Source organism: Thalassotalea euphylliae (assembly GCF_003390395.1).
GTDB lineage: Bacteria > Pseudomonadota > Gammaproteobacteria > Enterobacterales > Alteromonadaceae > Thalassotalea_F > Thalassotalea_F euphylliae_C.
This window is the reverse complement of sequence record NZ_QUOV01000001.1, coordinates 3,370,450-3,393,906: the sequence shown is the minus strand read 5'-3', so window position 1 is coordinate 3,393,906 and position 23,457 is coordinate 3,370,450. Positions and strand designations below refer to the sequence as shown.

14 protein-coding genes are annotated in these 23,457 nt (G+C 43.3%); 12 read left to right on the top strand and 2 right to left on the bottom strand.

Annotated elements, in window-relative coordinates; all coding sequences use genetic code 11:
* Positions 1-2: 2 nt before the first annotated feature.
* The 11 genes from DXX92_RS14980 to DXX92_RS14930 all read left to right on the top strand — a co-directional run bounded on the left by DXX92_RS14980 (position 3) and on the right by DXX92_RS14930 (position 15,403).
* Positions 3-812, top strand: coding sequence for an undecaprenyl-diphosphate phosphatase (locus DXX92_RS14980; protein WP_116001182.1), 810 nt, complete (start codon positions 3-5; stop codon positions 810-812).
* A 197-nt stretch (positions 813-1,009) separates the two neighbouring features.
* Positions 1,010-1,462 (top strand): BLUF domain-containing protein, encoded by a 453-nt coding sequence (locus tag DXX92_RS14975; RefSeq protein WP_116001181.1) that lies wholly within the window; start codon positions 1,010-1,012, stop codon positions 1,460-1,462.
* Between the two features lie 146 nt (positions 1,463-1,608).
* A complete protein-coding gene (locus tag DXX92_RS14970; protein WP_116001180.1) occupies positions 1,609-2,457 on the top strand; it encodes a co-chaperone YbbN in 849 nt (282 codons plus the stop codon).
* A 132-nt stretch (positions 2,458-2,589) separates the two neighbouring features.
* Positions 2,590-2,817, top strand: a complete 228-nt coding sequence (locus DXX92_RS14965) for a glutaredoxin family protein (protein ID WP_116001179.1) — start codon at positions 2,590-2,592, stop codon at positions 2,815-2,817.
* 206 nt (positions 2,818-3,023) lie between these two features.
* Positions 3,024-4,814 carry a tetratricopeptide repeat-containing diguanylate cyclase gene (locus DXX92_RS14960; RefSeq protein ID WP_181901761.1) on the top strand — a complete coding sequence of 597 codons (1,791 nt, stop codon included), beginning with the start codon at positions 3,024-3,026 and terminating at the stop codon, positions 4,812-4,814.
* Between the two features lie 200 nt (positions 4,815-5,014).
* Positions 5,015-6,337: a hypothetical protein gene (locus tag DXX92_RS14955; RefSeq protein WP_116001177.1), complete on the top strand. Its 1,323-nt coding sequence runs from the start codon at positions 5,015-5,017 to the stop codon at positions 6,335-6,337.
* A gap of 12 nt (positions 6,338-6,349) precedes the next feature.
* Positions 6,350-8,491 (top strand): 5-histidylcysteine sulfoxide synthase, encoded by a 2,142-nt coding sequence (gene ovoA, locus DXX92_RS14950; RefSeq protein WP_116002458.1) that lies wholly within the window; start codon positions 6,350-6,352, stop codon positions 8,489-8,491.
* 205 nt (positions 8,492-8,696) lie between these two features.
* Entirely contained in the window at positions 8,697-9,857 is a 1,161-nt protein-coding gene (locus tag DXX92_RS14945; protein WP_116001176.1) for a pyridoxal phosphate-dependent aminotransferase, read from the top strand.
* Between the two features lie 151 nt (positions 9,858-10,008).
* On the top strand, positions 10,009-12,252 hold the full coding sequence (locus DXX92_RS14940) for a carbohydrate binding family 9 domain-containing protein (protein ID WP_116001175.1): 2,244 nt from the start codon (positions 10,009-10,011) through the stop codon (positions 12,250-12,252).
* 260 nt (positions 12,253-12,512) lie between these two features.
* A complete protein-coding gene (locus DXX92_RS14935) occupies positions 12,513-14,462 on the top strand; it encodes a TonB-dependent receptor (RefSeq protein ID WP_116001174.1) in 1,950 nt (649 codons plus the stop codon).
* Between the two features lie 314 nt (positions 14,463-14,776).
* Positions 14,777-15,403 carry a DsbA family protein gene (locus DXX92_RS14930; protein WP_116001173.1) on the top strand — a complete coding sequence of 209 codons (627 nt, stop codon included), beginning with the start codon at positions 14,777-14,779 and terminating at the stop codon, positions 15,401-15,403.
* Positions 15,404-15,563: 160 nt separating this feature from the next.
* Here DXX92_RS14930 and DXX92_RS14925 read toward each other — a convergent pair whose 3' ends face one another.
* Together DXX92_RS14925 and pulA are read right to left on the bottom strand one after the other, a co-directional pair.
* The gene (locus DXX92_RS14925) at positions 15,564-17,519 is read right to left on the bottom strand and encodes a glycoside hydrolase family 13 protein (RefSeq protein WP_116001172.1); all 1,956 of its coding nucleotides are present in this window, start codon (positions 17,517-17,519) and stop codon (positions 15,564-15,566) included.
* A 14-nt stretch (positions 17,520-17,533) separates the two neighbouring features.
* Positions 17,534-20,524 carry a pullulanase-type alpha-1,6-glucosidase gene (gene pulA / locus DXX92_RS14920; RefSeq protein WP_116001171.1) on the bottom strand — a complete coding sequence of 997 codons (2,991 nt, stop codon included), beginning with the start codon at positions 20,522-20,524 and terminating at the stop codon, positions 17,534-17,536.
* Positions 20,525-20,870: 346 nt separating this feature from the next.
* On the opposite strand from pulA, the gene DXX92_RS14915 reads away from it, so the two are divergent.
* Entirely contained in the window at positions 20,871-23,297 is a 2,427-nt protein-coding gene (locus tag DXX92_RS14915) for a TIM-barrel domain-containing protein (RefSeq protein WP_116001170.1), read from the top strand.
* Positions 23,298-23,457 lie beyond the last annotated feature (160 nt).

Here is a 23,457-nt window from a genome sequence, read left to right as displayed (position 1 = left end):
TTATGGATATTATTGAAATTATTCTTTTGGCGCTCATACAAGGACTAACAGAGTTCCTGCCAATTTCTAGCTCAGCACATTTAATTTTACCATCTCAGCTTTTTGGCTGGACAGATCAAGGTTTGTCGTTTGATGTCGCCGTACATGTTGGTTCACTACTTGCTGTGATGATTTACTTTCGCGAAGAAGTTGGTCGCATGTTTATGGCATGGATTGGTTCATTTTCAAGTAGTGGCAGGGCTAGTAACAACTTTGATGGCAAGCTGGCGTGGTGGATATTATTTGCAACCATTCCTGCTGGCTTATTTGGCCTTTTCGGCAAAGATTATATTGAAGAATATTCGCGCTCAATTTTAGTCATCGCGGCAACAACGATACTGTTTGGCGTGCTGCTCGGCTTTGCTGACATTAAGGCCAAACAAAATGTGTCGTTAGAAAAGCTTGGCTTTAAAGGAGCGATGTTAATTGGTGTTGCACAAGCCATTGCGATTATTCCGGGTACATCCCGCTCAGGAATTACCATGACCATGGGGTTGATGTTGGGCTTGAGCCGCGACAATGCTGCGCGCTTTTCTTTCTTATTATCGATTCCTGCAATTGCCATGGCGGGTAGCTACTTAACGTACAAAGCCATTAGCGATTCTGAATCTTTAGTCTGGGGTGATATCGGTATTGGTGCTTTGTTATCGTTTATTAGTGCCTATGCTTGTATTCATTTCTTCTTAATTTTAATTAATAAGCTCGGCATGATGCCGTTTGTGGTTTATCGCTTGTTGCTTGGTGCTGGTTTGCTAGCGTTTGCGTTTAGTTAAACTTTTGCAAGGTGTTAGGTGAGTTAATGGTATGATATTAAAAATATTTTTAGAGTTTTTGTGCTACCTCAAGTTCTCACTCAACGTAATGTTGCAAACTAAGCTGTAACTTCTATTATCAGTACTTGATTTACCCAAGGTTAGGCATGTCTTGAACAACCGATACGTTAGTTTGAGAAAGTGTTCTGCAATCAGTTATGAAAGCCTATTTTTATATTAGTCAGCCGTTAGTTCCTGTTGATAGTGCTTCGTTAGAGAGGCTAGTTGCCAGCGCCGAAGTAAAAAACGCAGCCTATGGCATTACGGGTTTTTTGTGCTTTAAAGATGTGTTTATTCAGTACTTTGAAGGTGAAGCGAAAGAAGTAGATGCACTCTTTGCAACAATTAAAGCGGATGCTCGGCATAAAATTTTAAACTGTTTGGTATTTGATAATATTGACTGTCGTCAATTTCCTAACTGGCGAATGAAGTTAATCAGCCGCGATGTATTGAATCACGATCGCGTAGAACCTTTCTTATTTAATCAACTAGCACGCGCAAAAGACAGAACGTCTCATCTTGATAAGTGGCGCAAACAAGTATGGCTTGCTGTGCAGTATATTGCCGCTCAATCAGCCCATGAAGTAGCGTTCGTCGAAACTGAAAAGTAAAAGTTTCTTATTTGCTTCACTTTAGGCTTGTCTCAATCTGTATCGTCCATAATTATCAGCGGTTGGAAATCATAGCATTCGACTTGATTGAAATTACTTTTTTTGCCCCAATTAACGTTATTAGACAAAATCATTGAGGATAAAACGTGAACCCGAACGCAGTATCGCTAACGTTAGAAAACTTTCAGCAAGTTGTACTAGAAGACAGTAAAGAAAAGCTTGTATTGGTGGCCTTTTGGGCTGATCAGGTACCAGAAAGTCTTGAGCTAAGAGATAAGCTTGCAAGCAAAACCGCAACTGCTGGTGAACACGTTATTTTTGCCGACGTTGACTGTCAGGCACAACAGCAAATTGCTATGCAGTTTGGTATTCAAGGTTTACCAACAGCGGTACTGGTAAAAGCTGGGCAGCCAATTGATGCGTTGTCAGGCCCGCAACCTGATGAAGCTATTGAGCAGTTTTTGGCTAAACATCTTCCGCAGCCGCAAGATGAATTTTTAGCTCAAGCACAAGCTGCGCTAGCCAATGGCGATGCTAACCAAGCGTATTCGGCAGCGAAGCAAGCCTTCGACTTAGATAATAGCCGTGCAGATATTAAATTAGTGTTGGCTGACGCATGTGTTAGTTGTGGTAAAACTGAAGATGCGCAAGCATTGCTTGATACGGTCATGATGGTCGATCAAGACAGTTATTATCAAGCTGTTGTTGCTAAGCTTGAACTGGCTAATGAGGCGTCAAACTCACCTGAATTACAAGCCCTAGAAGCTAAGCTTGCAGAGTCACCTGATGACCCTCAGCTTATTCAGCAATTGGCGGCGCAGTATAGTCAGGTTAACCGTCATGAAGATGCGCTTACATTGCTGTTTAATCGTGTACAAACTGCCCGTGATGATGCCGATAGCAAAAAGCTACTACTAGATGTGATGAAGGCCTTACCAGACGGTGACCCACTCGCTAGCAAATACCGTCGCAAGCTTTATACCTTGCTTTACTAGCATCGACTCACGAGAAAATAAACAACGTTAAGCAAGAGGTAGTTTGCCTACTCTTGCTTTGTTGTTAACTCTATTTTAGTTAACTTCATTCTTATTAACTCGGTTTGGCCCTAAAATGACAGGCTTATCTTTATGAAACGCATAGTCTTATACACTATGGCCCGTTGCCCTCATTGCGATACGGCAAAGCGCTATTTAGACGAAAATAATTACCGATATCGGTTGGTGAATGTTAAAACACCCGCAGGGCAAAAAGAGCTAAATCGCCTTGGCTTCCGTGCTGTACCAGTACTCAAAGTAGGTGATCAACTATTCAATGGTTTTTCTATAAAAGACTTTAAGCGCTTAATGAATAACTAAAGCTAGAAAATTATTAAAATAAGGTTTGAAATTAACCTCTTGTACAAATGTTAAACGCTTTTGAATTGCGTTATCATGACCCCTATTTAATCGGTTAACCATCTACAAGGACGTTGTAAGTGCTGCAATTTAGATGTGCAATCATGCTTGCTTGCTTTTTTTGCGCTGGGTTATTTAGTGCTTTGGTTTTAGCTAACAGCTACTCAGTGGAACATTTTAAAGCCATTGGCAATGATATTAATCGCAATCCACACCCGGTTTACCAACAGCTGCTCGCCATTGAAAGCAATAAACAAGCGCTCAGTGATGAAGCTTATCTGTGGTTACTTTACCGCAAAGCCCACGCTGAAGATTTACTGTATTTCCACAAAGAATTTGAGCAAACCGTTGCTGCTGCAAAAGCCTTAATTACTGATCAAACCTCGCCTGAAATACGAGCCCATATTGGCATTTATAGTGGCGTTGTTGCCGAACGCCAAGGGCAGTACGGTCAAGCTATTGCGAGTCTTAGGGCCGCAATGGCGCTAGCAAAAAATGAAAACCTCAATTACGCCTACACATGGGGAAAACAACATTTAGCATACTCACTTAGCCTGACCGAGCTTTATGAAACTTCTTTATCCGATTTACAAGAAGCCTATGTAGAGGCATTTGCCATGGATGACCACTTTCTTATTGCCGTGATCAATGAAACCTATGGCGCTGTTTATGGCTACATGAATGAATATGACAAGTCGATTGAATACTATAATCGCGCGCTCGACACTTATGAGCGTCTAGGTTACCGTCCTTTTGTTGCGGAGGCTATTTATGGCTTGGCGTCAACCTATCGTTATATGAAGCAATACGATAAGGCGATTGCGAAATTCAATTTGTATTTAAAGCGCATAAATTACACCACAAATCGAGACATTAGTTACTTTGGCGCTTATGGATTGGGAATGACTTATGCTGAACAAGGCAACTGTGCAAAGGCGATAGCCACCATAGACAATGCGTTAATGCTCAACGGCCAGATAGATTATGATGCAGAGCTTTATAAGCAAAAAGCGAGCTGTTTTATTAAACAAGGAAAACTGGAGGAAGCGGAAGAAAACATTGTTCGTGCAGAGCAAATTTTTGCAAAAATGCCAGAACTTGCTGGCACTACTTGGACGCTGGAAAACAAAAAAATTCGCGCCGCTTTGCTTTATGCCAGAGGGCAATATCAACAAAGTTATCAGCTATTGAAAGACTATTATGAAGCTTACTCTTCATTGCTCATTAGTAACTCCACTAGGCAGCTTATTCGGGTTCGCGCGGCCATGGAACTGGAACGACAAAGTGTTGAACTTTCCTTATTAGAGCAACGTAGTAGGGTGCAATCGTTGCAGCAGGCGAGCAAAGAACAAAGCACTTGGCAGCAAATAACCATTACGGCTGGTGTAGCTACAGCGCTAGTACTAGCGTTGACCATTGCAGTTGTTTTATACCTCAAGAATAAACGAATTTATGAGCTTTCAATTACTGACCCATTATCAGGGGTTTTTAATCGTCGATATGTTTTTGAATACTTAGATAAGCTCATCGCAACCAGTCATGGCAGAAACGGTGATTTAGCGATTTTGTTGTTTGATATTGATAACTTTAAGCAAGTTAACGATAACTATGGTCATCCATTTGGCGATGAAGTGATTTATCGGGTTAGCCAAATTGCGCAAGACACTTTACGTGTTGGTGATGTTCTAGGGCGCATTGGTGGCGAAGAGTTTTTGTGTATTTTACCCAGAACTGATGCAGAGCAAGCTGAAACTATAGCCAAACGGCTAGCGGCAAATATTCAGCAAGCCTTATTTACCAATGAATCTGGCCAGCAAATTACTATTACTTGTAGTGTCGGTATTAGTGCTATTGACAGTAGCATGCAAGATAGAGCAACGCTCTACGTGCAGTCTGATAAAGCGCTTTACCAAGCAAAAATGAACGGTAAAAACCAAGTAGTGATTTTTCAAGAATAATAGCGAAATCTTGGCTGTTTTATTTGTTGTGCAATATTGTTAGGGTAAGGTTAATCAATGCTTAAGCGGGTCTGTTTGCAATTAATGCCAACTAATTAATTGAAGTTGGTAATAAGTAATACACATAGCTTAAATAGACGGGCAAGCATTTGAATCAAAAGCTAAGCAAAAAGCCGTACCAAAACAATAGAGAAAAAGGTATGACAACTAGCGCGCTCGCAAGGCGAGCAATTACTATTTTCCAAGATCATATTGAAGCGCTCGGTTACAGGCCGCTAGTTCACTTTGAGCTGGAGGGCTGCTGTCATTCAAGCCAAATCAAAGCGAATCAAGAACCGTTTAATCGTGCATTGTCAGGTACTAAAGCAGGTACTAAAGCCGACAACAAATCAGCTACTGCCGCTGAACTTTCCCATCGAGAATCAGCTTCGCACAAAACTCGAGAATACACTCGCGAGCGAAAGTTATCCTCTGAACATTTTGTTCACATTAACAAAGCATTACAACATGCAGGTATTGAGGGGCAGTTAGTTGCTGAGTATTGGCATAATCAGTGGGAATACGTGTCATTATTCGCTGGTCAATCGCCGTTAAAAGAGGCACAGAACCTTGCGCAGGCTATGCAACTGTTGCCGAAACTTTTTGCTCAGCACGGCTTTGATCAAACCCTAATTAAGCCAGTGGTATGGTCTGGCGATCAGGGGCAATTAGCACTCGGAAGTAAAAACATCTTTACCGAAAAAGTGCGTGCTGTTCATATTCCCAATGCCATTCAAGTCAATGTCAGTGTGCTTGATCGCGACGGCAAAAACTTAGTTGCACATGATAATTTCGGCGAAATACTTCAACGTTGTTTTCTCAATACTAGCCTAGCGAACTGTTTGTTATTTATGCCAGAGCCAGATGCCTTTGAACGACTTGCACTGAAAAACAAATATGGTCTAGCACAAGAACTTTGCTCGCCAACCGACATTTCAGGTGGCCACCAAGGCAGTATTGCGCTTTACAAAGAGCGGGGCAAACACAACCAACCCATGGGCGTTGAGGTCATATTGTATGATCAACATAGCCAAGCGTTGCTAAGCGAACAAAACTGGCAAAAAACTGCACGAGTGGAGCATAGGTTAGGCTCAGCTAGCATGGCATATGATCCTTATGTCAATGTGGTATTTGCCCTTGCTAACCTTGTCGATGCACTTGAGGCATATCACAACGATAAAGGAAGAGCTTTGTTAGCCACGCCGTTTATTGAACAAGCCTTACCCGTTCAAATGTATTCTCGGGAAAAAGAACATCACCAAAACAACGGTCTAGATAGTAAATGCGTAACTAAGCAGACGCAGGAACCCAGTGCGTACGAGTTATTTGCAGGCAGTGATTGGTTGGCCAAACGCATTAATCGCTCTGGCCAAGCCTTGAATAAAAGCAATTTACTGCACCGTGAGCTAGGCGAGCAATTAACTCGTAGTGTACTCACTAGGTATCAGCCCAATAACAATATTGCATTACTGACAACAGGATAATGCGTTTTTATGATGAATATTACGAAACAACAACTAAAAACCCCATACTTAACCGCAGCAGACTCGCAATCAGGCAACATCGAGCAAATTGCAGCAAAACGCGCGGAATTAAAAGCTTACTTTATCAACAGCTGGCAAACTTATGAGTCGTTGTTTGCTTTGATCAATAACGACGAAGCGTTTTACTCACGACCAGAGCCATTGCGCCACCCATTGATTTTCTATTACGGCCATACGGCAACTTTTTACATTAACAAGCTGATGCTGGGTAAGTTTATAAAGCAGCGAATAAATGAAAAGCTAGAGGCGATTTGCGCTGTGGGTGTTGATGAAATGAGTTGGGACGATCTCAACAGTGCACATTACGACTGGCCAAGTGTTGACGAAGTGAGAACATATCGCAATCAAGTGTTTGATTTGGTCTGCGAGTTAATTGATACAATGGAACTGAGCTTGCCCATCACGCAAGATTCACTTGCTTGGATCATTTTGATGGGCAGCGAGCATGAGCGAATTCACTTGGAAACCTCATCAGTAATCATGCGTATGTTGCCATTGCAAGATTTAACACCGACTGAAGCATGGCAGTCATGTCCTTATCAAGGCCAAGCACCAATTAATGAATTGCTGCCAGTTGCCGCACAAGCGATTGAGCTAGGAAAAAAAGCCGACGATAACACCTATGGTTGGGACAACGAATACGGCGCTGTATCGCTAGAGGTGCCTGATTTTCGCACCAGTAAGTATTTAGTTTCTAACCAAGAGTTTATGGCTTTTGTCGAGGCTGGGGGTTATCAAACACCTTCGTATTGGTCGCCTGAAGGTCAGCAATGGTTGAGTTATAAACAGGCGACTATGCCGCGTTTTTGGTTGAAAAAAGACGATGGTTATTATCAGCGCAATCTATTGTCGGAAATGCCATTACCTTTAAATTGGCCAGTTGAAGTTAACTACTTAGAAGCGAAAGCCTTTTGTAATTGGCAGTCGAGTATTACGGGGCGCAATGTCAGGTTGCCTACTGAGCCTGAATGGTATGTACTGCGTGAAAAAGTCGCTGGCGACTTACCCGATTGGCAAGAGGCTCCAGGCAATACAAACCTAGAATATTTTGCCTCTAGCTGCCCTGTCGATAAGTTTGATAACCAAGGAATTTTTGACGTAGTGGGTAATGTTTGGCAATGGACTGAGTCGAGCATTGATGCTTTTGAAGGCTTTAAAGTACATCCGTTATACGATGACTTTTCTACGCCAACCTTTGACGGTAAACATAATTTGATTAAGGGCGGCTCATGGATTTCCACCGGTAACGAAGCAATTGCGAGTTCGCGTTACGCGTTTCGTCGCCACTTCTTCCAACATGCGGGATTCCGTTATGTGGAAAATGAGCAACAAGCTATGCCATTAGTGCCTGCCAACCATTTTGAACAAGATCAAGATGTTTGCCAACAACTGCAAAGTCACTATCAAAATGTCGGTCTTAGCGGTGGTAATTACCAGCAGCAATTAGCCGAGCAGGTTCGTACTTGGCTTGTCGAGCACAATGCCAACACCGAGAAATTATTGGACTTAGGCTGCAGTGTTGGCCGCACGAGTTTTGCTCTAGCGGACTTGTTTGCACATGTTGATGGTGTCGACTTTTCTGCGCGCTATATTCAACACGGCGTCAAACTTCAACTTGGTGAAGCGGTGCGTTTTGAAACGGTGCAAGAGGGAGATATTGTTGATTTTCATGAGCTTGCATTAGCAGATATTGGCTTATCTGCTGCCCAAAATGTGCTGTTTAGTCAAGGCGATGCAACGAATCTAAAAGATATTTTCACCGGTTATGACGTAATACTCGCTCAGCAAGTACTAGAGCAATGTTATGATCCGAAGCAGTTTCTAAAGCAAGTCTCAACTCGTTTGAACGACGGTGCTTTGTTAGTGATAGCTTCAGATTATCAGTTTGATGCTCAGGTTGCCCCGAAAGAAAAGTGGCTTGGTGGTATCAAGGTTAATGGCGAAAACCTAGTGGGATTTGAAGGAGTTCAACAAACCTTGGGGAATAACTTTGAATTACTGGCACAAACGCAACTTAACCAAGTGATTAAAGTGACCAAACGCACCAGCCAGCTCAGTGAAAAGCACGTAACCTTATGGCGCTTTAATGCTTAGTGGTTTGCTTAGCACTTGCTAATCAGCCGTTAGCAATTCGCGTTAGCCAGTTGATAACTAATCGATAAGCTTTAAGTTAATTAATGGCTATTGACCATTTCTAAGTAGAAGGCCAGGTAAAAGGCTAGATAAAAGAGTAGATAAAGGCCAGGTAAAAGGAGCTTCGTAAGAAGTTCCTTTTTATTTTTTTAATTTAAATGTACACATGAATTACGACAGCTTACCTCCTCATATTGCTTATACGCGAGCACTAAACGCTGACATTCGCTATAACCTCAGCCACTCCTGTGGACAAGCGTATTCACTTGCTGAATTAACCGCGATGGATAAACATGGTCGGTTAAAATCATTTGCAGATCAGCCGTTAGATTATGCCAGCGTGCAAGGGCAGGCGGAGTTACGAGAAGAAATTGCAAGTTTTCATCAATCCATTAATGAAAGTGAGCAGCTACCTTCTGCAAATTCGCTTAGTGCATTGTCCAAAGAATGTGTTGTTACCTTTTCGGGGGCACAAGAAGCATTGATGGGGATTTATCAAAGCTTGATCCGCAGTGGCGATGAAGTCGTTGTTTTTACCCCAAACTACCCTTCATTAACGGCGATGGTAAAGCCTCTTGGTGGCAAGCTAATTGAAATACCTATCACGTTAGACAAGGAAAATGGTGGTTGGCAGTTTGATATTGAGCAGCTTAGAGCAAGTGTTAATAAGCGCACCCGCCTTGTGGTCATCAATGCGCCACACAACCCAACGGGGGCGACGCTTTCTCAAGTACAGCGCAGTGAAGTATTAGCAATTGTCAAAGCCTACGGTTGTTACCTGCTAAGCGATGATGTTACACAGCCATTGGCTTATGAATCCTCACTTGCGCATCAATATTTGGACTACGATAAAGCGATATCAGTATCTGTGATGTCAAAAAGCTTTGGCCTAGGCGGGGTTCGGGTTGGCTGGGCAGTAACGCGCAACCGTCAATTAATAGAACGATTAGTTGCTTTCAAAGCCAGCCATAGTATTTGTACATCTCGTTTTGATGAGCAGCTCGCGATAGTCGCTTTAGAAAACAATGAATTAATCATCCAAAATACAAAGGCAATCGCTAAACGAAATATTAATCGCTTTGCCCAGTGCGTTGATAAGTTTCCGAGTTTATTTGAATGGCATCCACCAAGTGCAGGTTTGTTAACGCTTGTTAAGGTCAATACTATTCAGCCGATAGCACAGTGGTGTACACATATGGCCGAACAAACGGGTATATTGCTTCTACCGAGCGAATTATTTGGACTAAGTGAACCATACATTCGCTTGGGTTTAGGGCAGGAAAACTTCGGTGAAGCGGTTGTCGTATTAGAGCGTTACTTGTCATAGCGTTTTTTATCACTACAAAAGTAGCCTGTTATTTTTAACACAATTTGTTACATTTAGCGTTCAACCAAAACCCCCCATTTCCCTACTAAACCACTAAAATACCAAGCATAAAGCAACGAATGGAATTCGTTCCAATAATAAATCTTATTACATGTCTCTGAAAAAACTCTTATCGATAGGAGCTGCGTTAGTCCTTTCGCAAAGCTCAATTGCTGCTTATGCCGAGCCAGCAAAAAATTACCAATTACCTCACTTTTCAGCATCCATTGAAACGGATGGAAAACTTGACGAAGCGATTTGGCAAAGTGCGCTCGTGATTGACCTTGCTTATGAAAATCGTCCAGCAGAAGGTCAAACTGCGCCAGTAAAAACACAAATGCTGGTGTTTGAAAACGGGCAAGCATTGCATGTTGCCTTTAAGGCATATGACCCTAATCCAAGCGATATCCGCGCCGTATTGCGTGATCGCGACAGCTTATGGCGTGATGATCATGTTGGTATTGTCATTGATACGTTCAATGATGAGCGCAGTGGCTACGAGTTTTATGTTAACCCATTAGGCATTCAAGCCGATTTGCGTATGGATGACAGTAATGGTTGGGACGATGATGATTCATGGGACGCGATTTGGGATAGTGCGGGTCAAATTACCGACTTTGGTTATGTGGTTGAAATGGTTATTCCGTTTAATGCACTTAGGTTCCCAGAGCGAGAGGGGAGCTTAACGTGGAATATTGCCGGTCGTCGTATTTACCCGCGCGAAGTACGCTATGAATTGGCAAGCTATAAAAACGATCGCAACTTAAAGTGTAATTTATGCCAATTTGACCAACTTGTTGGGTTTGAATCTGCCAAAGCCGGTAATAACTTTCAGCTAACGCCAACGCTGACCATTTCTCGCTTTGATGAAAAGCCAGAAGTCCCAGGCGACTGGCAACAAGGTGATATCGAAGTTGAACCTGGTTTAGATGTGCGTTGGGGCATTACCCAAGATATGGTACTTAATGCCACGATTAATCCAGACTTTTCTCAAGTAGAAGCAGATTCCAGTCAGTTAGACGTGAACAATACCTTTTCATTGTTCTTTCCAGAAAAGCGACCGTTTTTCTTAGATGGGGCGTCTTATTTTGATGTCGCAGAGTTTAACTTTGTCCATACACGCAACATTGTTGAGCCAGATTACGGCGTAAAGCTGACTGGGAAAACCGAAAATCACAGCTACGGTGTGCTTGTTGCCAACGATAAACATACGAATTTTTTAATCCCAGGTGCGCTTGGCTCTGATATTGCTGAACTGTCGCAAGAATCCGATGTGGCGTTAGCTCGCTATAAAGTCGACTTGGGTGAGCGTCACAATATCGGCGTGTTAATGACTAATCGTAGTGGTGACGATTATCGCAATACACTTGCGTCAATTGATGGTAACTACTGGTTTTCTGAAACAGACAGTTTACGAGTCAATTTTGCCTTTGCTGATACGCAAAACCCAGACAGTGTACAAAACGATTTTGAGTTAGACGAAGAGCAGCAAGATCATGCCTACAGCATTCGTTACGGGCGTGAAACTCGTGATTATAATTTGCGTGCTTCTTACCGAAATGTGGGGGAGGATTTTCGCTCTGACTTAGGCTTTGTTTCTAAGGTTGATTTTGAACGAGCCGTACTAGGTGGACGCTACACTTGGTATGGTGAAAAAGATAACTGGTTCCACCGTTGGGGCGTTTTTGGCGACTGGGATGCTACCTACGACCAAGCGGGTAACTTACTTGAACGTGAGTATGAGATCCATGGCAACTTGCAGGGGCAATCTCAGTTCTATACCAATTTTGGTGTTGTGACGCGTGAGCGCTTGTTTGACGAGCAATATTTTGATGAAACCCAGTACATGGTTTATGCAGAATTTACCCCAATTGCAGGGCTTGAGCTGGCCAACTTTATCCGAGTTGGCGATCAAGTAGATTTTGCCAATACTCAACTTGGCGACGCTATTGTGTTAGAGCCAAGAATACTATGGGATGTGAATCAGCATTTAAAGTTAGATATTGCCTATAATTTCTTTGAGCTTGATGTAGACGAAGGGCGCTTATTTACCGCTAACCAAATGGATTTTCGCATTAATTATCAGTTTGACTTGCGCAGCATTATTAAACTTGTCGTGCAGTACACAGATATTGATCGAAATGTCGATTTATACCAATACGACACCATTGATGACCGACCTCAAGCGACTGAGCGATTTTTTGCCACTCAGTTAATTTATTCCTACAAAATCAATCCGCAAACCTTGTTTTTCATTGGCTATTCCGATGGCGGTTTTCAAGATGATTCGTTGGAGAATTTAGAGCGAGATCAGCGCAGTATTTTCACCAAGTTTAGCTATGCATGGCAGTTGTAATTAGGCTCCAGTAGCTAAGGTTTTGGGTGATTACTGAAACTGCCGTTGGCAAGTTTTCGTAACGGTTTGTCGCAAATTAGATACCTGACATCGATCGTCGGCTGTTAGGTATCGACATTCAGCTAAATATAGCTACACTCACCACCCTAATTGTTTTGCTTAGTTTTGTTTGGCGTAGCTTTCTTTTACATAGCCTAGCTCTGCTAACTCACTTAGCCGATGCTCTTTTAGTGCGCCGTTTGCGAATCACATAGGTTGTTATGACGTTTTCTCATTTTGCCAAATTATCTCCTATCTATTGCGCTTTAATCGGCGCAGCTTTGGGTCATGGCTACTTGCGTGCAGAGGAGCTTCCAAACTTACCAGCGACACAGGCGTTTAGTGCAATTGAGGTGATGCAGGTAAGTGGCTCACGAAGCCATTTACTGTCTAGCCAGTTGGTCGATAATTCCATGTCGAGCATTGAGATAACCGATAGCGCTACTGTTAACCCTACGGTTGCCGATTGGCTAATCAATGCGCCGAGCATTAGCTTGAATGGACAAGGGGGCTTGTTTCAAAGTTATAGTATTCGCGGTTTTAGTCGCTCTCGCATTCGCACTGAAGTTGATGGTATTCCCATTATTACCGATAGGCGTGCTGGCAATTCAGCGTCGTTTATCAATAGTGAGTTATTGGCTCGGATTGATATTCAGCAAGGCCCAAGTGCTACTCTATATGGCTCTGAGGCCATGGGTGGCGTGATAAATTTGATCTCTGCCGAGCTAGGCACTAAAAAGCTAACGGCGAGTGCGCAAAGTGACGATCAAGCGACTAATGCAGCTTTACTGTGGGGCAGTGAAACATGGCAAAGTGGTTTTGCTTATCGCCATGCAAATCAGGCGAGTGCCGCTGACAATACGCCACTCGACAGTGATTTTGAGCAGTGCTCAGCATTGCTAAAATTTAGCCAGTCTTGGCAAGGCTTGACTGTAAACGGCAGCACCATTGTTTCGCAAGGTAAGGATATTGGTAAATCTTCAAGTCAATTTCCTAATGATCGCGTAGTGCAGTACCCAACTGATGAGCATTGGCTTTCGCAGCTGTCATTACAAAGAGAGCAAGACTGGTTTGTACAGCTATATCAGCATTATCAAAACTGGGACACTGATACCTTGCTTGTTGGCAATCGACGAAATCTAACCCAGTACCAAAGTCATACCTTAGGAGCGCTTGGGTTGGCAACTCTTGACGCCGTTGGCGGGCAGGGACGATTAGGTGTTGAATGGCTGGCAAGGCGCGGCGTAAAGATAGCTGAATCTGAATTTTCATTAGGCGGCCAGCAGAACTTTGCGCAACCATTAGTGGATGGCAAGCAAGATAATATTGCTTTATTTAGTGACTGGCATTGGCAATGGCAGAATTGGCAACTCGATCTCGGTGGACGTTTTGACCACATCAATCAAACGCAGTTTATTAGTAAGCAGTCACGAGATGATCAGCAGTTTAGTGCTAGTTTTCGCATTGGTTATCAACTTAACACACAGCATATTTTAAGCGCCGAAATGGCAACTGGTTTTCGCTTTCCTACCTTGTCAGAACTTTACTTTGCTGGCGAAACGCCACGTGGCACTACGTTAGGTAATCCTGAATTGGCACCTGAGCAAAGCCGAGGCGCTCAGCTGAACTGGCAATACCAAATCAACTCAGCTTGGTCTATTGATGTTGCGGGTTACTACTACGGACTTGATGATTACATTGAACGATTTACCAGCCAAAATGATCAAGGTGAGAGTTTTCGCAGCTATAGAAACTTAGGTCGAGCGGATATTCAAGGTATTGAAGCAAGCGTGCGTTGGCAAGGTGATAGTGGAATGAGTATGCAGTGGCTTGGTCATTATCAACAAGGTGAAGACAAGCAAGGCGATACGTTAGCTGATTTAACGCCAGCCAAATTGAGTTGGCATACCCAATGGCAATGGCGAGGTATTGAGTTTAGCAATCAGTTAACTTGGCTAAAGAATCAGTCCGAAGTCGGCAGTGGTGAAGTGACAAGAGCACATCGATTTTTGTGGCAAGCATCATTGAGTAAATCTCTCACATCAAAGCTTACACTGCATTTTTATGGTAAAAATTTAACGGATGAATTGGCGTTTGCCAGTGCTGATGAAGATGCTTCGTTACTGCAAGGTCGCACTGTTGGCGTTAAACTAGATTATCAGTTTGATTAGCTCCATACTCTTTGTTGAATACTCCCGTGTTTATTGCCATAGGGACTTAGTTCAACGCTAACCAAAACTTGCGTACTCTCAGTTATGATTACCTACTGAACTTAGGCAATTAGTCACGTAAATGTCACATATTTGAACGTAAAATGCACGATCTTGTTGATCTATCGCTATTTTCTCTTATTATTAATGATAAGAAGACAATAAAAAGTGAACAAGCGAAACATTAGCTTCGTTTATGTACTTAACATCTAAATCAGCCCTTATCTTGCTGTTTTCCAATGTTTTAAGAATAATTAAAAGAAAAGGATGTAAACATGCCGTGGAAGCTATTGGTGCTTATTGGCGTAATCTTGCCTTTACTTAACTTTTCTGTCGCTGCTGATGAGTTTGTTGAAGGCAGACACTATCGTGTGCTTGATTTACCTAAGAGCCAACAACAAGAAATTAGAGAGTTTTTTTCTTTTTACTGCAAGCAGTGTTATAGCCAACAAGAGTTTATGCAGCAGTTGGTTAAGCGTATTCCACGCCGTGCTAGCTATGTTAAAAACCATGTCGCAGGTCAACCTAATCGTTCTGCTGAGGTCGAGAATTTATTGACCAGTGCGGTGTTAATCGCCGATAAAATGCGGATGCGAGACCAAGTTGTTGAAGCAATTTTCAACCATATACATCAGAAAAAACTAGACTTTAAAACGGTGGACGATGTTCGAAAACTGTTTATTTCAGTTGGTGGTAACGAGTTTATGTTTGATAGTAGCCTTGGCAGCTACAGTATCGACATGCAGCTTGCAGAAATGCAACAAACCGCTAAAGCGTTAAAGGCACAAGGCGAGTCTAATTTACCTAACCTTATTATTAATGGACGATACAAGCCATTGGCCAGCCAAATCACTAATATCGATGAATATAAACGGTTGATTTACTTTCTACTGCGCAAATAACGCCATTTTTTACCAAGAAAAATTACCAACAAAAAGCCTGCACTTAGCAGGCTTTTTTAATTTTTAAGTTTTGGCTAAATCACCCCAGGTTAGGATAAGAAATAGTGAATAACAAATTTCTTCAAGTAGTTATCCAGAGCTGAGGTTAAACATTTATCTGCTATCTCACTTGAAAGATTGTCGCTGTTTTTGCTGGCATCAACATATTTTCTTGAATCGCAATAGGCTTATTACTTAGCACTGGAATAAGGCTTTTGGCTTTACCTAAGAGTTCTGAATATTTCTCCATTGCAAGCGTAACCTCACTGGCGTTTTTGTTTATCACCACCATGTACTTGTTCAGCTCGTCATATCGGAAATACACGTAAACGCCGCTTTCTGGTGCGTAGTGGCGAAGTTCTCCGTGGTGAATGGTCGGCGTGTTTTTACGCCAATTCATCAATTTACGCATAAATTCTTGCGCTTTTTTCTGGGTTGACGTTAATCCTTTGCCAGTAAACCCACTCACGTCATCACCTTGCCAGCCGCCTGGGAAGTCGGTACGTATCACACCGTGATCTGTAGTACCCGGATTAGCCATTAAGATCTCGGTACCATAGAAAACCTGTGGGATGCCACGGGTTGTCATTAGGTAGGTCATCGCGATTTTGAACAACTCGTAATCTTCATTTAATTGAGTGAAGATACGGCTCATATCGTGGTTGTCTGGGAAAATTACTAAATCTTCTGGCGCTGCGTATAAAAAGTCATTGGCAAGCACTTGATATAGCTGATTGAGCCCCGTATTCCAGCTTTCTTTATTTGTTAACGCTTTAACGAGCAAGTCTTGCATTGGGAAGTCCATCACACTGGGTAAATAAGATTGATAACCATCGTGTGTGTTAGCCCCTTTTTGCCAATAGGCGACAATAGCTGGATTGGTTGACCATTCTTCGCCGACAATATTGATATTGGGATATTCGTCGGTCAAGCGTTTTGTCCATTGCGTTAAAAACGCTTTATCAGGGTAAGAGTATGTATCAACGCGAATACCCGACAGGTTGGCGTACTCAATCCACCACAAGGTATTTTGAATTAAGTAGTTAGCTAAGTAAGAATTACGTTGATTAAGATCTGGCATGGTCGGCACAAACCAACCATCGCTAAATAGCTGCTTATCGGCGTTAACGGCGTAAGAGTCGTGCAGTGCCTCGCGCTTATGATTAGTACCTACGTATGCTTTGCCTTGGTTGTTATACCAATCTTCAGTTGGTAAATCGTTGTGCCACCAGTGACCTGAGCCACTGTGATTTAATACCACATCAATAATCAGCCCAATGCCACGTTTCTGGGCTTCGGTCGCTAATTTTTTATAAAGCGCATTGTCGCCAAAGCGAGCGTCAATTTGATAAAAGTCAGTGGCTGAATAGCCGTGATAGGAATATTCTTGCTGATTATTTTCGACCACTGGGTTGAGCCAAATCTGAGTGTAGCCCATGTCTTCAATGTAATTGAGGTGATTAATAATACCTTGTAAATCACCACCGTGGCGGCCACCAGGTGCCGTGCGGTTTTTTCTTTCCAGCAGCTGGGGCACTTGGTCATTATTAGGGTTGCCGTTAGCGAATCGGTCAGGCGTCACTAAGTAAATAACATCTTTGGCACTAAAACTAATATCGGCTGCAGAGGTTTTATTACGTGCTTTCAGTTGATAAGGGTGGCTGATAACCACTTCGTTGTCTTGTAAAAAGTCGATATTAAAGCGATGTGGTTTTGTGCCTTCGCGAATGATCACATCAACAAACAGGTAATTAGGGTTAGCAACCTTGTTAATTTGCTTGATAACTACCTTATCGGATTTTATTTGTGGTGTTAATTCGCTGATATTGTCGCCATGCACTAGCAACTGAAGGGCAGGGCTTTTCATATCAACCCACCAAGAGCTGGGCTCTAAATGTTTGATTTGATAACTTGCGTTTGCATTACCTGTCTTGCTCGCTGCTAGCGCCGTGCTAGCCACTTCGGAAACTGCTGCGGCACTTGCTAATGATGAATGTGTTAGCAGCACAGCTGTTATCGCGGTTAACGACTTGCCAACTGTTTTGGTTGCTAACTTACTGAAAAATGTTTTTTGCATAAATTAAATTACTCTTAATTTGCGGCTGGCGTGGCTTGTTGCACAAATACGGCGGTGGTAAAAGCTGGCACAGTAACAACACCGGCGACAATTTTACTGGCTTTCACTATCTTGTCAGCGCCATCTTGCTGGCGAGGGTGTAAGGTTAGTTTGCCGATATTTTTAAGGCCTACTCCCATTTTAGAAGCGCTATTAAGCTCAAATGATTGTTCAGACGGCGCTGAGTTAAATACCACCAACAGCTGTTGGAAATCATCTGCTAATGCACGCCCTTTGCTGTTATCAATATGCATGACAATGAGACCGCTTTGTTGGTTTTTACCCGTATTTAAAAAGCTTAGCTTATCGATAATGTCTTGCTTATTCGTTAAGCGCAGCAAACGTGTGCTAGTGCGAATTGCCAAGAAATCGGCAAATACATCGCTGGCAAAACCAATGTCGTTAGCACTTGGCTTGTCACGCCCTTCATTTGCGGCGAGTAAACGCGAAATAAGCGGCCAGTTAGCTTGATCTTTTTCTGCTGGCGGCAAACCTACGGAATAAAAGTTTTGCTGTTTGCTAAAGTCGACGCGATTAAACCAATCACTGTAGTCATAGCTGTCACGCAGGTAAGACTTTGAACGCAAAAATTCTGAACCCATATGCAAGAATGGAATGCCTTGCGCTAACAATGGGTATGACAAACTTTGATTATGTAAACGAACGCGCTCTGCAGTGGTTAAGTCAGTAGCGTTGCGATATTGGTTGTTGTCCCACAAGGTTTGATTGTCGTGCTTCGAGACATAGTTGATGGTGTCGGCAGGATCGTGCGCGTATCCGGTTGGTTGACCACCATAGGGAATGTCTTTACCAGTACCGGTTGTGCCATCGTGATCAATAAGTGGGTAATCAGCTAGATTGCCTGCTAGGCCAACACGCAACTGATCAAGCAGTAAGCCATAGTCAGGTTTGTTGGTATGATTATCTGTAGCATGCGCTGAAGTTAACTCGTTTGGCTTAACGTTAAGGCCATTACCAATGCCTTGATGGCGGCGAATATCGTCCCCTTGAATATTAAAGCCTGCGCCGCGCACAGCATCGCGTAAACGATCACTAAATGTACCTATTTCGGTACCACCCAGTTCAAGTTGAGAAGCTTGGATAAATTGACGATTGTTCGCCACTTCGCCAAAGTTCCAACCTTCGCCGTAAAAGTACGTGTCTGGATCTGCAGCTCGCACGGCATCTCGTGCTGCTAACATCAAGTCTTTGGGCTGGTGGCCCATTAGATCAAAACGAAAACCGTCAATTTTATAATCGCGTGCCCATACAACTAACGAGTCAGTCATCAGCTTGGCCATCATAGTGCGCTCGGTGGCCGTGTTGTCGCAACAGGTTGATTGCTCAATGTCACCTGTTAGTGGATGCAAACGCTGATAATAGTTTGGCACTATCTTATCAAGTACTGCTGTGCGCTCTAGGCGAGCCTTATGTGTATGGTTATAAACCACATCCATCACGACTCTAAAACCCAAATTGTGCAGGTGCTGGACCATTTCACGAAATTCAACAATACGACTAGTACCGTCTGGATTTACGGCATAGCTGCCTTCTGGCACGGTGTAGTGAAATGGATCGTAGCCCCAGTTGTACTTGTCAAAAGTTTTCAGCTCGGTAACAAGTGCCTGTGCTTCGCTGCCCATAGGGTCAAATTGCGATAGCACTTGCTCGAGCGATAGCTTGGCGTCTAGGTTTTGGCTACACAGGCTAATGCTTGGTTGTTTTTGACAAATATCACCAACGGTTGAGTGTAAATCAAACGCCTCGCCTTGCGCTTCATTCACCGTACCTATATCAAATGCAGGGAGTAAGTGAATATGGTTAAGGCCAGCGTCTTTGAGTGTAGTAAGGTGATTCATGCCATCTGAGTTTTGCTCAGTAAAGGCTTTATATTTTCCGCGATATGTAGTGTTAGAGAGCTTTGCCTCATTGGCGCTAAAGTCGCGAATATGCACTTCATATAAAATTGCATCTTCTGGTGCGGCAAGCGCCGGTTGCGCTTGGCTTTCCCAATTTTTCGGCTGAGTGTAATTGGCATTTAAATTGACAATCTGACTGTATTCACTATCAGTCGACAAGCTCAGCGAGTAGGGGTCCGTGGTAACAATTTCTTCAACCTTGCCCGTTGCTGGATGGTAAACATTGATTCGGTATTGATAAAACAGTGTTTCGGCACTGGTTGGCAACTTGGTTTGCCAAACACCTGTCTGCTCATCGAACCCCATTGCCATTTGTGCTGGAGCTGCTGGCGATTTATCTTGGTTGAATAACAATAAGTCGACCGAAAGTGCCGTTGGTGCCCAAAGTTTAACGTTAACTGCGTCGCTTATAACACTCGCTCCTAGATCATTGACCTCATCGGCGTCATTGGCTTCGCGTGTGTATAAATCGTCAATAACAGCGCCAGTTTGCACATAGGCAACAATATGCTGAGCTGTTTTATGTTGACCAGTTTTACCGTTAGCCGTCTGCTCAAATACATACAGCGGTTGCTTTAACCAAGTTTTTGCTGTTGCTGCAGCAATACTCACAGTAAAAGCTTGGAATTCTGATAAGTGTGGAAACTTGATAGCTAATGCTGGTGGAAAATCAATTGGCACTAACTTTGCACTTAGTTGTTCGCCTGAAAGCTGGTTAGTAGCGGGCGTGATTGACTGAGTGGCTAAACGATAACTTTTTTTCGCGTTTGCATTTGCCAGCACTATCACGTTTTGACTTAGCCAATGCGCGCTAAAAGATGATGCTTGTTTGTCGATATTAATTAAATCGCTCGTGGCCATATCATCGGTGAGCAGTTGCTCGCCTTGGCTTTTACTTGTTGAGTCGCTGCTCGTTGGCTGGCAGCCAGTTGTCAGCAGCATTGTTGGCAGTACAAGTGTTGGTAACAGCAATGAAGCTTGTAAAGTTTTTGACTGTTTGATTCTTGGCAATGTCTTTGTTGGTAATGTGGCGCGTTTGCTAATCATATGATGATCCAAAATTCCCCGACTAAGTGCTTATGCTAAAGCATGTTGTTTTTATGGTTGCCATGGTAAAAGGTCTGGGTAGCAAAGATATCATTTGCATACGTATTCAGTCGTTTAACTGGGCTAGCATCAACACTCAAGCCAGCAAAATAATTACAATGAACCTACAAAAATAAATATTTTATGCAGTTGGTTATTGATCTCTTAAGCATAGCGAATGCCTAGCGTAGCTTGCTTTAAACAAGACATTTACATAGTTCTTTGAGGAATACGCTAGGCTCTAATTGTGCAATCGATAACGACAAAATAAGCATTACGTACCACATCAAAACAGGGGGAAATAGCAATGCGTTACCTGATAACAGGCTTGCTAGTACTTTCGAGCAGTTCATTTATGGCATCAGCCAGTTATATTGAGCATGCTGTCAAGGAGCATAGCGTTCACATTCTCGGTGATGAGGCTTCATTCACGTTGACCGCATACCAGCACAACGCTATTGAGGCCGTGTTTGCCAGTGAGCATCACCGTGAGTTGGCGTCGTATGCCATTGCCCCCAATGCTAAAGGCAGTGCCTTTCAAGTAACAGAAACCCCTAGCAATTTACAAGTCACCAATGGTGCTATTACGGCGATTGTTGATAAAACGTCGCTTACCATTCGTTATCAGCGTGATGGACAGCCGTTATTAACTCAAACGGACTTTACTAGTCAGCCAGCAGGCATTTCGTTTAGTTTTGCCATTGATGAGCAAGAAAAGCTTATTGGTGGTGGCCAGCGTGTGCTTGGGATGGATCGCAGGGGACATAAACTGCCGCTTTACAATAAGGCTCACTATGGCTACACCACTGAATCAAGCCAAATGTATTACAGCCTGCCAGCCGTACTCTCATCGAAAAAATACATGCTGTTATTTGACAATTCAGCGACTGGAGAATTGGACTTAGACAGCAATGCGACGAATACCGTTAAGTTGTCTGCCGTTGGTGGCCGTGCCAGTTATATTGTTGTGGCTGATAACTCATACCCAGCGTTATTGAAAAACTATGTGGAACTAACCGGTAAGCAACCGCTGCCACCGCGTTGGTCACTTGGTAACTTCGCTTCGCGCTTTGGTTATCACGATCAACTGGAAGTTTACGATGTTGTTGAGCGTTTTAAGCAAGAAGATATGCCGCTAGACGCACTGGTGCTTGATTTGTACTGGTTTGGCAAAGATATCAAGGGGCATATGGGCAACCTAGCATGGGATCGCACAGCCTTTCCAACGCCTGAAAAGATGATCGCTGACTTAAGCGCTGATGGTGTGAATACGGTTGTGATTACCGAGCCATTTATTCTTTCAACGTCAAATCGGTGGTTAGAAGCCGTTGAAAACCAAGCGTTAGCGCTCAACAGTGCAGGAGAGCCGTATCGCTTTGATTTCTATTTTGGTAATACTGGCTTAGTGGATGTATTTAATGAGCAAGGAACCCAGTGGTTTAACCAAGCATACGAGCGTTTAGCTGAGCAAGGCGTTACCGGTTGGTGGGGCGATTTAGGCGAGCCGGAAGTGCACCCTGATGATATTTTGCATACCTTAGCTGATGGTTCACAGGTGCGGGGCGATAATGTTCACAATGTGTATGGGCACAAGTGGGCTGAAATGGTGTATCAAAAAAGTTTGGAGCTGGCGCCAAATCAGCGACCAATGGTGATGATGCGCTCTGGGTTTCTTGGTAGCCAGCGCTACGGCATGATCCCTTGGACAGGCGATGTGAGCCGTTCATGGGGTGGTTTAAAGCCGCAGGTAGAGCTAAGCTTGCAAATGAGTTTGTTTGGCCTTGCTTACACCCACTCTGACCTCGGTGGCTTTGCTGGTGGCGAAACGTTTGACGCAGAAATGTATACTCGTTGGTTGCAATACGGGGTATTCCAGCCAGTGTATCGCCCACATGCGCAAGAACATATTGCGCCTGAACCAGTGTTTCACGATGAAGAAACCAAGCGTATTGTGCGAGAGTTTATCAAGCTTAGATATCGCTTATTGCCATACAACTATACGTTAGCGTTTGAAAACACAACGACCGGCATGCCATTAATGCGCCCACTCATGTTCGAGAATGAACAAGATCTATCGCTTATTGATGAGCAAAACACTTACTTGTGGGGAGATGCTTTTTTAGTGACTCCTGTAACACAAGCTGGAACAGCGCAAGTTGATGTTAACTTCCCTGATGGCGTGTGGTTTGATTACTTTACGGGGCAGATGGTTATGGGAGGAGAAGTGAAAGCTTATCCGGTTTCGCTATCAAGCTTACCTGTTTTTGTTCGTGCGGGTAGCTTTGTGCCAACAACCGCAGACATTGAAAACACCAAAGCCTACAATCCAAATCAGTTTAACTTGAATTATTATTATCACGATAGCATTGCCAACAGCACAGGGCAGCTATACCAAGATGATGGCATCAGCCAGAATAGCTTAGCTCATAAGGCCTACCAGCTTTGGCAATTTGAGGCGACTAATAACTCAGACCAGCTAGCGATAGATTTTGGGCAATCTGGCAATGGTTTTACTGGTTTAGCAACGAGCCAAGCGGTTGAATTAGTGGTGCATCATTTGCCACATAACCCTAAGGAAGTGTTATGGGCGAACAAGAAGCTGCCATTGTTGCATTCTAAACGCGCATATTCGCTAGCAAGTGCTGGCGCATTTTGGGACGCTGACACACAAAAATTACAGGTAAAACTAGCGTTGAATAAGTCGCAGCAACAGCTTGTGATTAAAAAGCACTAAGATATTAATCGACACTAAAACATGGACGTTTTAGTTAACTCTTCTAAACCCAATGTAGTTCCAAATTTGCGCACTAAAAGCGTGGTTGTGTTTGACGTTTTATACATTTGGGCGTGCTCTAGCCCGATTACACTCACCTTGCTTACTAATTGCTCTCGAA

What these genes read in the sequence shown, in the direction of transcription:
- DXX92_RS14980 (WP_116001182.1), top strand. Translation starts at nt 3, where the DNA reads ATGGATATTATTGAAATTATTCTTTTGGCGCTCATACAAGGACTAACA.
- DXX92_RS14975 (WP_116001181.1), top strand. Translation starts at nt 1,010, where the DNA reads ATGAAAGCCTATTTTTATATTAGTCAGCCGTTAGTTCCTGTTGATAGT.
- DXX92_RS14965 (WP_116001179.1), top strand. Translation starts at nt 2,590, where the DNA reads ATGAAACGCATAGTCTTATACACTATGGCCCGTTGCCCTCATTGCGAT.
- DXX92_RS14955 (WP_116001177.1), top strand. Translation starts at nt 5,015, where the DNA reads ATGACAACTAGCGCGCTCGCAAGGCGAGCAATTACTATTTTCCAAGAT.
- ovoA (WP_116002458.1), top strand. Translation starts at nt 6,350, where the DNA reads ATGAATATTACGAAACAACAACTAAAAACCCCATACTTAACCGCAGCA.
- DXX92_RS14945 (WP_116001176.1), top strand. Translation starts at nt 8,697, where the DNA reads ATGAATTACGACAGCTTACCTCCTCATATTGCTTATACGCGAGCACTA.
- DXX92_RS14940 (WP_116001175.1), top strand. Translation starts at nt 10,009, where the DNA reads ATGTCTCTGAAAAAACTCTTATCGATAGGAGCTGCGTTAGTCCTTTCG.
- DXX92_RS14935 (WP_116001174.1), top strand. Translation starts at nt 12,513, where the DNA reads ATGACGTTTTCTCATTTTGCCAAATTATCTCCTATCTATTGCGCTTTA.
- DXX92_RS14930 (WP_116001173.1), top strand. Translation starts at nt 14,777, where the DNA reads ATGCCGTGGAAGCTATTGGTGCTTATTGGCGTAATCTTGCCTTTACTT.
- DXX92_RS14925 (WP_116001172.1), bottom strand. Translation starts at nt 17,519, where the DNA reads ATGCAAAAAACATTTTTCAGTAAGTTAGCAACCAAAACAGTTGGCAAG.
- pulA (WP_116001171.1), bottom strand. Translation starts at nt 20,524, where the DNA reads ATGATTAGCAAACGCGCCACATTACCAACAAAGACATTGCCAAGAATC.
- DXX92_RS14915 (WP_116001170.1), top strand. Translation starts at nt 20,871, where the DNA reads ATGCGTTACCTGATAACAGGCTTGCTAGTACTTTCGAGCAGTTCATTT.